General features: G+C 49.8%; 13 protein-coding genes and 1 tRNA gene. 12 read left to right on the top strand and 2 right to left on the bottom strand.

All coding sequences use genetic code 11. From position 1 onward, the window contains the following. Window positions 1-684: 684 nt before the first annotated feature. Both AC4IE8_RS21185 and AC4IE8_RS21180 read right to left on the bottom strand, forming a co-directional pair. Window positions 685-1,443 (bottom strand): class I SAM-dependent methyltransferase, encoded by a 759-nt coding sequence (locus tag AC4IE8_RS21185; protein WP_490791989.1) that lies wholly within the window; start codon window positions 1,441-1,443, stop codon window positions 685-687. 240 nt (window positions 1,444-1,683) lie between these two features. Continuing rightward, window positions 1,684-2,619 carry a LysR family transcriptional regulator gene (locus tag AC4IE8_RS21180; RefSeq protein ID WP_490791988.1) on the bottom strand — a complete coding sequence of 312 codons (936 nt, stop codon included), beginning with the start codon at window positions 2,617-2,619 and terminating at the stop codon, window positions 1,684-1,686. Window positions 2,620-2,726: 107 nt separating this feature from the next. Here AC4IE8_RS21180 and AC4IE8_RS21175 point away from each other — a divergent pair, with 107 nt between their 5' ends. The 12 genes from AC4IE8_RS21175 (at window position 2,727) to AC4IE8_RS21120 (ending at window position 12,112) form a co-directional block, all read left to right on the top strand. Further along, window positions 2,727-3,752 (top strand): zinc-binding alcohol dehydrogenase family protein, encoded by a 1,026-nt coding sequence (locus tag AC4IE8_RS21175; protein ID WP_490791987.1) that lies wholly within the window; start codon window positions 2,727-2,729, stop codon window positions 3,750-3,752. Between the two features lie 65 nt (window positions 3,753-3,817). Beyond that, window positions 3,818-4,120 (top strand): DUF1330 domain-containing protein, encoded by a 303-nt coding sequence (locus AC4IE8_RS21170; RefSeq protein ID WP_490791986.1) that lies wholly within the window; start codon window positions 3,818-3,820, stop codon window positions 4,118-4,120. Window positions 4,121-4,190: 70 nt separating this feature from the next. After that, window positions 4,191-5,159, top strand: a complete 969-nt coding sequence (locus tag AC4IE8_RS21165; protein WP_068992469.1) for an LLM class oxidoreductase — start codon at window positions 4,191-4,193, stop codon at window positions 5,157-5,159. Window positions 5,160-5,171: 12 nt separating this feature from the next. Next, window positions 5,172-5,984, top strand: coding sequence for an SDR family NAD(P)-dependent oxidoreductase (locus tag AC4IE8_RS21160; RefSeq protein ID WP_490791985.1), 813 nt, complete (start codon window positions 5,172-5,174; stop codon window positions 5,982-5,984). A 231-nt stretch (window positions 5,985-6,215) separates the two neighbouring features. Next, window positions 6,216-6,686 (top strand): aminoacyl-tRNA deacylase, encoded by a 471-nt coding sequence (locus AC4IE8_RS21155; RefSeq protein WP_068992459.1) that lies wholly within the window; start codon window positions 6,216-6,218, stop codon window positions 6,684-6,686. Between the two features lie 196 nt (window positions 6,687-6,882). Then, window positions 6,883-6,973: transfer RNA gene (locus AC4IE8_RS21150), tRNA-Ser, on the top strand. Between the two features lie 86 nt (window positions 6,974-7,059). Next, window positions 7,060-8,043 (top strand): replication initiation protein, encoded by a 984-nt coding sequence (locus AC4IE8_RS21145; protein WP_490791984.1) that lies wholly within the window; start codon window positions 7,060-7,062, stop codon window positions 8,041-8,043. 874 nt (window positions 8,044-8,917) lie between these two features. Next, the gene (locus AC4IE8_RS21140; RefSeq protein WP_490791983.1) at window positions 8,918-9,424 is read left to right on the top strand and encodes a hypothetical protein; all 507 of its coding nucleotides are present in this window, start codon (window positions 8,918-8,920) and stop codon (window positions 9,422-9,424) included. 26 nt (window positions 9,425-9,450) lie between these two features. Beyond that, a complete protein-coding gene (locus AC4IE8_RS21135; RefSeq protein WP_490791982.1) occupies window positions 9,451-10,008 on the top strand; it encodes a hypothetical protein in 558 nt (185 codons plus the stop codon). 15 nt (window positions 10,009-10,023) lie between these two features. Then, window positions 10,024-11,550, top strand: a complete 1,527-nt coding sequence (locus tag AC4IE8_RS21130) for a hypothetical protein (protein WP_490791981.1) — start codon at window positions 10,024-10,026, stop codon at window positions 11,548-11,550. 3 nt (window positions 11,551-11,553) lie between these two features. Further along, a complete protein-coding gene (locus tag AC4IE8_RS21125) occupies window positions 11,554-11,916 on the top strand; it encodes a hypothetical protein (RefSeq protein WP_490791980.1) in 363 nt (120 codons plus the stop codon). Further along, entirely contained in the window at window positions 11,897-12,112 is a 216-nt protein-coding gene (locus AC4IE8_RS21120) for a hypothetical protein (RefSeq protein WP_490791979.1), read from the top strand. Before AC4IE8_RS21125 ends, AC4IE8_RS21120 begins: the two co-directional genes overlap by 20 nt. The last annotated feature ends 115 nt before the right edge of the window (window positions 12,113-12,227 follow it).

The following is a 12,227-nucleotide window of genomic DNA, read 5'->3' as shown; positions in this document are numbered from 1 at the left end:
AGTGTTAGGGCCTGTTCTAACGAACTCAATATGTCCTGTGGTGCCTGAAAAAGCGTCAATTAAGGCGTGTGGCGCGTAGTTTAGCTGGACCAAATGAGCGATGAGCAAGGGTTTGTGGCGCTTATTCAGGCGCAACTCCCCATATTGATTTAATAAAGAGGGGATGGGGCCAGTTATCTCCCGTTAATTTTCAATCTTCCCAGCGGCAAGATTATAAAAGCCCCTCTCCCTTTATGGGAGAGGGGTTGGGGAGAGGGTGTACGCGAAGCGTTTCAGCTGGCTAAAAAATAGAGCAAAACTCGCTAACCCTTCATCTTTATCACGTTGATTTCTCATAAAGGCTAAGGTGCTCATTCGCCCCCTCTCCCCCGGCCCCTCTCCCGCAAGGGGGGAGGGGAGTTGATATCCGACATTCTGACAATGATTCTGGCCTTGTTCATCTGCCGATCTTTGCCTTCTCATCTCTCAATCAGCAATGAAAACCAACTAACGATAAGTCAGTTAACATAATGTACGGAGTTTCTGGGGCAGCAGTGGCAGGGTTTGTGGTACGCCCAGCGGCGTTAACATTCAATTATGTAGAATAACTTCACTACGATCATTCTGCCTGGCTGGGCACAAATCAGCCCCAGCAGGACAGATTGGGTGAGTGTTACCAGGCCCTAGTGTCTCGTCTGCGTCCGATCAACTTTTCTCAGCCGTCATGTAACAGATCCAACCAGCATCGGCTTCCCCCTCTTCAACGGGAAGAAAGATACCATCGGGTTCGCCATCATCATCGAATCCCTGCCAATAAAAAGTGATCTTCTCAAATCCCACCTCGGATAGCAGTTCACGGACTTCGGGCAGACTCCACAGGCGCCAGTCGTAACTGAAGGCCTTCTCGTAGCGTGAGCCATCCTCAAAATCGAAATGGATATGGCAGATTAAGGTGCCGCTGATCGGGTCGTATTTCTCCTGCTCCCAGATGTAGGTGAAGGTGGCGTCACCATCCTCGATGTCACGCTCTTCCTTGATCTCCTTGTAGGAGTCATAACCGCCATAGGCATCCATGAAAAGTACGCCATCATCGGAGAGCTGTTCATAGACCCGTTGAAAGTAGCTTTTCAGCTGGTCACGCTCCTTGAACAGCCAATAACTGAAATTCATGGCTGAGATGATCTCCATCGGCTCAGTCTCGACATTCAGTACATTCTCCTCCAGCAGGGTAACCCGTTTACGCTGTGAGGATTTCAGCTTTGCAAGCTGATTCGCTTCACCCCATTGCAGAACCTCGGTATCGAGATCGACCCCGATCGCCTGGTTGCTCTTGCGTCTTTTCACCCATTCGCAACAGACATTGGCGGTGCCGCAGAAGTCCTCTCGCAACCGTTTGGCGCGACGCCCTTTGAGCTTTTTGAAAGTGTCATCGACGAAATCGATTTCAGCTTCGGAGCATTGCACTGAAAGTTCGTAAAGATGGTGACGATCGGCTGTATCGGCTATGGAGTGCGATTTCTTTTTTCGTTTGCCCATTGCTGTTTTTTTTAATAATACGGTTGGAGTTGTCTGTGATTCAATCAAAGAGTGAATGCTACCCCATCAAGCTCTGCATCGCTACGCTAAAAAAACCGGTTTGTTGTTCCAGCAGGTGAATTTTAAAGAACAGAGTGAAGAGGGCCTAACGAGGTATTAGTTTAAACATCAAGCAATGTCTTGTTCGTCGATAAACGCCTCTTCGACCAGCTTGTTCAATATTCGATTGCACTTCGCTTTGAGTTGATCTCTCAACAGTCGCACAGCCGGTGTGATCAATTGCCGGTTGGGGCAGATCAACCAGAGTTCGGTGGCGGCAGGCTTGTATTCGGGTAGCAGGTTGACCACTCTGCCGGAGAGCAGATCATTCGACATATCGAGGCAGGATTTTACTGCCACGCCTTTACCGGCAACACACCAGCGTCTGACCAGATCACCGTCATTGGAGGCCCGGTTGCCACTCATTTTGATTTTGTATTCGGTGCCATCCCGGGTAAAGCTCCAGAGATCATGAATGATGTCATAGAGCTGATAGAAGAGTCCGTTGTGTGCCGGCAGATCGTGTGGGTGGAGAGGGGTGCCATGCTGTTGCAAATAGTCGGGAGTTGCGCAGAGCAGTCCTGGAACCTTGCAGATTTTGAAGCCATAGAGATTGGCGTCATCGGGTGAGTCGTAGCGCAGGGCGATATCCACCGCATCCCGATAGAAGTCGATGTTGCTGTCACTGATATAGGTTTTCAGACTCACCTTCGGATAGCTGTCCAAAAACTCGTCCAGCCAAGGGGTAACTAGATTGCGCCCAAGGTCCGACGAGAGGGTGATTCGCAGCTCCCCGTCCACGATATCCAGATCATCCCGTACATTCTGCTTGGCCTGCTCCAGCATCAACAGGGCCTGCTCGCACTGGGGGATATAGCGCTCGCCGGCGGAGGAGAGTCTGAGTCGTCTGGTGGTGCGGATAAACAGATCCATCCCCAGCTGACGCTCCACTCGTTTGAGTGCGGCGCTGGCGGTGGCGGTACGCATGTCCAGCTGTGCCGCGGCACCTGTAATACTGCGCAGTTCAGCGACTTTTAGGACCACTTGCAGATCTTCGAGCAGCATATTGTCAAATAATATTTGAAAATGTTTCTTTAATTATGCTGTTTAAGGAGGATTAATCAACACCTACACTTCATTTCATTCGTTCACGCCTGAGATGGAGCAACCCCATGAAAGCCATTGGTTACAGTAAATCCCTGCCGATTGAGACCCCTGAAGCACTGCTTGATATCGAGCTCCCCCAGCCAATCGCCACAGGCCGGGATCTGCTGGTGAAGATCGATGCGATTGCGGTCAATCCGGTGGATTATAAGATTCGTCAGAATATGGCCCCCAGCGATGAGGCCTGGCGGGTACTTGGTTGGGATGCGGTGGGTGAGGTTGTGGCCACCGGTGAAGTGGTCACCACATTCAATCCCGGAGACAAGGTCTTCTATGCCGGTGATCTCAACCGACAGGGAAGTAACGCGGAGTACCAATTGGTGGATGAGCGTCTGGTCGGCCATAAACCGAAAAGCCTGACGGATGAAGAGGCGGCCGCACTGCCGTTGACCGCGATCACCGCCTGGGAGCTGCTGTTCGAACATCTCGCGATCACTCTGGTATCACCCGAGACAAAGGAGAGATCCGATGAGGTCATCCTGGTGGTCGGCGCCGCCGGTGGGGTTGGCTCCATCCTGCTGCAACTGGCCAGTACCATCACCGGTGCCACCACCATCGCCACGGCATCGCGGCAACAATCACAGGCCTGGGTAAAACAGCTGGGCGCGGATCATGTGATCGACCACAGCAAACCGTTACAACCCCAGATCGAGGCACTGGGCATAGGCCCGGTGACCCACATTGCCAGTCTCAACAATACCGCCGACTACTTTGAGGCTTACACGGAACTGCTGGCACCCTTCGGCAAGATCGCCATGATCGATGATCCCGAGTCGCTGGATGTGATGAGACTGAAGCCGAAGAGTCAGTCACTGCATATCGAGTTTATGTTTGCCCGTTCGATGTTCAATGCGGCGGATATGCAGGCACAGAGTGATCTGTTGAACCGGGTGGCTGATCTGATTGATCAGGGGTATATCAGAACCACCGTCGGTAAAAAACTGGGTGTGATCAATGCCGATAATCTGAAGCAAGCCCATCAGGAGCTGGAGTCGGGTCGTTCGATCGGCAAGATTGTTCTGCAGGGATTTTGAATGCCACAACCTGTACTGTCCAGCAAGCAGGATTCTCATATCAGAATACAGATGAGGATTTAACCATGTCTTATTATTCAGTCTTGGATGTAACACCGACCAGTGAGGATTGGATTCCAGACTACATCGAGCCGGCCAACAGGCTGGTCGCTCAACATGGCGGAAAATACCTGGCGCGTACCACCAGCCACACTCAGCTTCAAGGCGAGCAGAAAGAGGCGGCATTGCGCATCATCATAGAGTGGCCATCCAAACAGGCTGCCAAGTCATTCATGGCAGACCCCCTATACCAGCCTCATTTGCAGGCCAGAACGGCCGGATCGGTCAGTCATCACTATCTTGTGGAAGGTAAGGACGATCTGGCTTGAGTGGACCAACATGGATTGGAGGGGATCAGCTTCGGCTTCCGCCAATCCGTTCTTCTGATGAGACAAGATTATGAATGCAGCAATTGAAGAGACAGCCTTTGAAACAATCAATCCAGGCTACAACAGTACATTTCAATCGGGTCGTTTGAGTCTCGGTCTGGTGGTGCCCCTGGAGCAGTACACCTCGGCGCCAGTTCCCTCGATGACACGCCATATGGAACGGGTGGCTTTGGCAGAAGCGCTAGGCTTCTCTGCGATCTGGCTCAGGGATGTTCCGTTCAATGTTCCATCCTTCGGTGATGCCGGGCAGCTCTTCGATCCATTTGTCTATCTGGGGATGCTGGCCGCTAAAACCGAACGTATCACCCTGGGTGTCGCCAGCATCGTACTACCCTTACGTCATCCGGCACACGTTGCCAAAGCGGCAGCCAGTGTCGACCAGTTATCCGGCGGACGGCTGATTCTCGGTGTGGCCTCGGGTGACCGGCCGGAAGAGTATCCGGCGCTCAATATCAGTTTTGAAGATCGTGGTGAGCGCTTTCGCCAGAGCTTTGACTACATTCGTCGTATGTGGGAGGAGCGAGCGGCATTTGAGAGTGACTATGGCAATCCCCATGGTGGTATGGATATGTTGCCGAAACCTGCCTTTGGCAAACTGCCGATGCTGATCACCGGTGGCAGTCAACAGGATCCGGATTGGATCGCCAGGCATGGAGAGGGGTGGATCACCTATCCCCGCACTGTGTCGGCTCAGGCGCGACTGGTCAGTGACTGGCGCGCCAATGTTAAAGCTGTGGGTGGGCTTGCCAAGCCTGCGGTGCAATCCCTCTATATCGACTTGACTGAAAACCCGAAGACAGATCCGCAACCGATCCATCTGGGATTCAGGTTGGGTGCTTATCATCTACGCAACTATTTGAAGTCACTGGAACAGATAGGCATCAACCATGTAGCGCTCAATCTGCGATTCAATCAGCGGGATATCGAGACTACACTGAAGCATCTGTCAGCAGAAATCCTGCCCGAATTTCACCACTAAGGGAATGAACAAATGCAGAAAACCATCATGATAACCGGGGCAACCGATGGTATCGGTCTGGCTGCCGCAAAAAAACTGGTCAGCATGGGACATCACCTCATACTGCACGGACGCAATCCAACGAAACTCTTAGCGGTAGAACAAGATCTATCGAGCCTGGCAGACAGTGCCCGGGTGGAAAGTTATATCGCCGACCTCTCCGTGCTCAGCGAGGTGCAAAAGCTGATCGATCAAGTGGCGGAGCGGCATCAGCAGATCGATGTACTGATCAACAATGCGGGCATCTTCAAAACATCCGAACCACTTACCCCGGAGGGATTGGATGTGCGCTTTGTGGTCAATACCATTGCCCCTTATCTGTTGACAAAAAAAGTCTTGCCACTGATGGGGAGAACGGGAAGGATCATCAATCTCTCATCTGCGGCTCAATCCCCGGTGGACCTGCAGGCACTGATGGGACGCCAGCGAATCGATAACGATTTTGAAGCTTATGCACAAAGCAAACTGGCGATCACTGCCTGGTCCCGCAGCCTGGCGGAGATTCACAAGCAGCAAGGCCCGAGAATCATCGCTGTCAATCCCGGTTCGATGCTCGGCAGTAAGATGGTCAAACAGGCGTTCGGCGTGGCCGGCAAGGACATCAGCATCGGTGCGGATATTCTCACCCGGGCCGCTTTGTCGGATGAATTTGAATCGGCCAACGGGCAATATTTCGATAACGATTCCGGCAGCTTTGCCTCACCTCATGCCGATGCGCTCAACCCAAAGATCTCCGACTCGATCATTGAATCGATTGAGTCGGTACTGGATGAATATTCGAACTAGGTTGGCAGCTCGTTTGAAATGGCAACATCCCGAGGTGTGATTGAGATCTATGCTGTCGATGGGACAACTGAACTTGATCGGGTCAGCTAGATTAAAAATAACAATCCCAATGTACTCTGCAACAGTTTTCGTTTATGGAATAGAGTGTCTGATTGATCTTCACATTTCACAGGAGATGAAAACTCGAACTATAATCTTTTTATCAGGACGAGAGAGAGAAGAGGTGGTGTTATGGCAATTGCGATTTCACTCCAGCAGTTTTTGCAGAATCATGCTTTAGATTACGAGATCATCGATCATAGACGCACCAATTCCACACTGCACAGTGCGGAAGCCGCGCACATTCCTGGAGACAGGATGGCCAAGTCGGTATTGCTGGGGGATGACGAGAGCTATATGTTAGCGGTTATTCCGGCAACCCATCACATCGATTTTGATGATCTGACCCAACTTACCGGACGCAATCTCTTTCTGATATCAGAAGAAGAGCTACAGCAGGCCTTTGCCGATTGTGAGACAGGTGCGGTGCCACCGGTTGGCGATCCCTATGGGATTGAGACCCTGGTGGATGTGGCCCTGTTACAACAACCCGATCTCTATTTCGAGAGTGGTGATCACGGCAAGTTGTTGCATCTCAGTACCGATTCCTTCCGGGAATTGGAAGAGAATGCGATTATGGGAGAGTTCAGCTACCACATCTAACCCTCTGATGAGCTTGGTTGGCCATAGAGGCGATTTGTTGGCCGGGGCGAAATCAGCTGAAAAAATAGTGCTTTGACAGGGATATGCCATTTTACAGCTGATTTCTCCATGGAGATCCCACTTCCTATCGACCCGATAACCGCTTAGCCATTTGATTCCAGGTACAAACTAGTTTAATCTTGCGCTCCTTAAATCTGGAGAGATGTCCGAGTGGCTGAAGGAGCACGCCTGGAAAGTGTGTATACGTTAATAGCGTATCGAGGGTTCGAATCCCTCTCTCTCCGCCAAACTCAAAGCGACAAGTCTTTGAAAAATATCGCTTTGTGTTTTTGGAGCGTAAATTAGTCCCTAATCCAGCCCTAGGTGCAGGCCTATGAAAAAGCTGGATGACTATATGGGGTCTATTTTCAAGACCCTGGAAGACAAAGAGCCTGCACTAAAAAAGCCCTTATCATCGGAAGATAAAGGGTTGCAGCATATGAAAAGGCTGGTTAGTCGTATGGAGGCTACTTTACAGGCCCAGGAAGACAAAGAACCTGCACTAAAAAAACCCTTATCATCGGAAGATGATAAGTCGCAGCAAGACGAAGAAGCTGCGCAGCAAAAGACCCTGTCACCCGGTCAGAGAAAGGTGTTCAAGTCCAACATGTTAATCGATGCCCATTATAAGCTGAATCTGGTCGAGCAGCGGATTATTCTGGCGTGTATTGCCGAAATTAATCCGTACGTGGCCTTACCCGAAGAGATTGCCTACACGGCGGAAGAGTACGCCGAGACTTTTGGTACGTCGTTAGACAGAGCCTATCATGCGTTACAGGAGGGTACTGAGCAGCTATCCGAGCGTAAGCTCCAGATTGGCGGTCAGGACGGAAAATGGTTTGATTCTGTGGAGTACCTGGAAGGCGAGGCGACGATTCTTCTGCGGTTTTCGAAGCACGCGGAGGCTCATTTAAACCATCTTACTAAGAATTTTACTTGGTACGAACTCCGCAAGGTGGCGCCGCTTCAGTCGACCTATTCGATCCGGCTCTATGAGCTTCTCATCAAATGGAGAAACAAAAACAGCCGCACCAAAACGTTGTTGATCACCGTTGATGAGTTCAGAAAACGCCTCGGTTTGGATGGTCAGTACGAAGCGTTCTGTGATCTGAATCGGCGGGTAATCGAGCCCGCGATCAAAGAGCTGGAAGCGAAGTCAGGGATTAAATTCACCGGATGGGAAGTCAAAAGGAAAAGAAGAGCGGCCCATTCGCTCGCCTTTAGGTTTAAAGAAAAGAGTCTCAAGGGGGACAATGTGGTCCGTTTACACCCGAAGAGTCCGTCAGCGTCTGACGAGCCTGAGGTCAACGCCAGGTGACCGCTTTACTCAACATGAAATTTATTACTCTATATTTTATCTTGTTCTCAATGGCTTTTTCGTCTGGTTGTTCTACCGGCATAAAAGGGGAAACTGTGATGGGTCTGCCCGGAAGTCCAGCTTGGCACAGTACGGCCTCAATCGAAACCAAAGCCGCATACTTTAAAAAGGCATGTAAGGCATATGGATTCACCGACGGATCTCAACAGATGGCCAGTTGTTTGCAAAGTGAAATGCAAAATAGTAAAAATCGCGCACACAGCAGCATGAACTCAATTAATACTGCAAACGCTATTAGGCAAAATAGCAATAAGTCTTACACATGCCAAACCATTGGTAATACAGTAAATTGTTACTAATCAGTTCGGCGGTTATGGGGATAACTCTGGGGATACCCCGTGATTTTGCGTCGAAAGTGTCGGGTTTTACGTCGAAAGTGTCGGGTTTTACGTCGAAAGTGTCGGGTTTATATGCGGTAACCTCATGATTCAAAAGAAGAATTCCGCTCTTAAAAACAAGTCTTAAAAACTGTTTAAAAACTTATTAGTGCGGCGCTCTGTACGAAAATTGTACAGGGCGCTTTTTTTTGGGTGGTGACCCATAGTTTTTTTTCCATACTTTATTAGGCACGATCCACCCAAAATTTTGCTTTCTTATCGATCTGACGCCTTTCGCATGCGCTTCAGTTGTCCCAGACGGGGCACGTCCCTTCTGGACTTCCCGTGACTCCCGACAAACATTGATGAACCTGCGTCTATCGACGCAGAACCCTAAACGTTTCTCGCGAGTTTCAGTTCAAACGGGACTTGAGAACAAACCAGGCACTGCCTATGATTTGCAACAATCGCAGGAACCAAGGTCAAGAGTCTTCTCAATGAAAAGCGTTAAACGCAGAATGGTGGTTTTATTTGGGGCTATATTTCTTTTTGGCGTCCTGTCCGAGGCCTGCGTCGGCACCCCCGCCATGCCGGAGGGGGTGAGTTTTGAGAAGGGTATTAATGGGCCTGGGCAGCTTCACCATGATGATAAACGCAGCCCTCGGATCCTTATTAATGGCACTATAAGGATAATCAACGGGTTTAAATATCATTGGTTCAATGGCCGTTTTTATAGCGAGCATGCCAATGAATATATTTTTAGAGCATCCACCAATCAGATACGAATGACGTACACAGTGGCGGATAACATCATTAAGAACGGCGTGTCCTATGTCGACAACAAGACCAAACGAATTGTGCGGGTGATACATGAAGATGGCGGGGTCGTATTGTCGAGGGCCAACGAAATTCCAGCAGAGGCCGTGGTAACGGTCCTCTGGCCAAAAATTGTACAGAGAAATATAAACAATAAACGATTTACACTTTTAAAATACAGAGATTAGAAGCGAATGGGGAGATACGGGTACAAATGCCATACATTGAAGAAATAGAAAAAAACAGATTTAAAAACAGAGAAACCGTTAGAAAAAGCACTGTGTGCGCCTGCGTTGACTGCGGAAAAGAATTCTTGCCATCTGATATTCAGGAAGAAGAAAAGATGATGGAGGACAATGATACTACCGTATGCTGCCCTTACTGCTTGACTCCAACATTGGTCGGTGACGCGGGTTTTTCTAGTCAAGAAGCTTTTAATCGTGCCAAAAGCGCGCCTCTTAAGGATTTAGTTGTTCTAAAGAGCGCTTGTGTAAAGGCGGCTCCTCCGGCTTATTCGGGCAAACTGGTTATTGCGGGGTATGAGGGCGAAAGCGAAGTGTATCTACTTAAGTTTTTGACCAAAGATGAACTGGAAGCCCAGCAAAAAGACTTTGAAAACTCCACATGCTTGTTTGTGTTGAAGGATTATTTCGCTGTAGGTCTTCTATGTGGAAACTATCAGAAAGCTTTAGAGGAAGCGAAACGGCTATACGGCCTCGGTGAGCGCGATTGGCGTGATGTAGATTACCCACGCGAATTAGGAGCTATCTGAAACATGAGCTAAAACATGGGTGATATTCAGACATACAGCGTCATGAACTGTGGCAGCACGGGTGTCATCAAAGACGTCAATCCTTTGATACTTCCGCCGGATGCTTGGACGTTTGCCAATCAAGTGCGTTTCAACGGGATTGAAGCGGTTCAGGAGAAACCGGCTAAATCGCTTCTCGAGGTGGATTATCCGGTGCAGCTGTTGGTGGGCTGGAACGATGGGCAGGAAAGGCGTTTGCTACTGTCTACCCCGAAAGAGATATATGAGGCGACCCATCTCGATCATGATGCAACAAAAAGCCAAGTGATCCCTAAATGGAGTGCCGATGAGGCCTCTCCCCCCGTAAAGCAAAACGAATGGACGGGTGGTTCATTCGGCGGTATACCGTACTTCTGCGCGGGTTTTGGTCAAAAGCCCCTGGTTCTGATGCGCGACGATCGTGGCGGATACAAGGATAAGTTTGAGGCGCTTAATCATTGGCCGGATGGCCATAGTTGTAGTGTGATGCGTCACTTTTCTAACCACCTGATTGCAATCAAGATGGAAGTCGAGATTAAGCATCAGGATGTCCGTGATGGGAAAGTCACGTTTCGTCGGCCTTTTGACATCATGTGGTCAGATCGAGCGCAACCTGGTCATCTGCCTAAGACCTGGCTCCCCGCTGAAGCGGGGAGTCGAGCCGGCGAGATCGCCTTGACGGACGGTGGAGATGAAGTGGTCGATGGGGTAACGCTCGGGAACCGGTTTTGCATTTACAAGGAGGAATCGATCTGGCCCATTAAGTACGTGGGAGGCAATTATGTTTTCAGTATTGGCCAGGCCATCAAAGGTGTCGGCATCATGGGCAAGAATTGCGCGGTCGATTTTAATGGCAAAAACTACGTATTTGGCCGTGATGAGATATTTGCGCATGATGGTTGGCAGATCGATCGAATTTTCGAAGCGCGGATGAACCGATGGATTTTCAACCGTATAGATGACAAGAAACGTCATCTTTGCCATGTCTTCATGCGCCCATCAACACGCGAGATTTACTTCTGTTTCCCAGTAGGGGATTCTGAATTTGCCAACATGGCGGCCTGCTATCATACCGATCGGCATAAAGTGACCTTGAAATCATTTCAAACCGGTATCAACACCGGTAGCATATTCGAGTTCACCGGCAGTGAAACGTTTGGTATCCGTCGTCTTTTTGTGGGGAGCTCGCAAGGGATTCAGGAGGTCGATGTTGAAAGCTCGTTAGGTGAATTCCGACTTGAGCGCGAAGGCATTGATCTGGGGCAGCGCCGGGCCATTGATTTTTCGCATAATATTTGTCTCTACGCCGAGGGCGAGGGCTCCGTTAGTGTCGAGCTCACGAGTACACTCCCGGGGGGGGCAACGGATCATAAATTGATCAACTACCCACTTAACACCCCTTTTCCCGGCCTACCGATCGAAGTGGCAGGCTTAACCCATACGCTTCGCATCACCAATCATGACGCCACAGGCTTCAAGTTGTCCGGTTATACGATACAGTTCAGCGACAAGGGCAGGTACTGATTTATGGCAGCGGAAATCCATCTCAACCTATCCCCTGGGGACCTTCCGGAGGAGATGCCGGATCAAACGAAAAGATTCCTGATGAATTTAACGCTTGAGGTTGACCGCTCACTGGATATGCTGCAAAAACACGTTATTGAATCAATCGGTCACTACTACCATGAACAGATTGAAAAATTGCCCACACCATTGTCGAGTCGTGAGGGTATCGCTATCATGGGAGAAGTGAGTAAATTTGAAAGCATTGTCGAGACGATCAAGCACGATGTGGAGCAAATTAAGAAAGATATTGCAAATATTTACGTAATACTCAGTGATTTAGATCGATTCTTACGGGAGCAGCAGCATGGCGACCTCAAAAATTAAAACAACGTCAGTTTCTGAGCCGTGGGATAAACTGGCACCCTACCTGCTCGGAGGGCATCTGATCGGCCCACCGATGCGTAACTGGAAAAATGAATTTGCTGAAGCGATGATGCCGCTCTTGATGTTGCCTCAACCCCACCCACAGAAGAAGCACGCGAAGCCGGTGGATCAGGCTATGTTGGGTGGGGGTTTTTAAAAGCCATAAATAAGTAGCCGATGACACTCAGCCCGTCGTTTGGCACGTCGTTTAGAAGGCCGCAAGAATCTTCTTTGCTAAAACGGCGTCGTCGCGCATCTTTTTCGATCCCTCT

It is taken from the genome of Candidatus Thiodiazotropha sp. AKAK2, from assembly GCF_058244685.1.
Note: the sequence above shows the minus strand (reverse complement) of the source record. Positions and strands in the feature narration are given on the sequence as shown.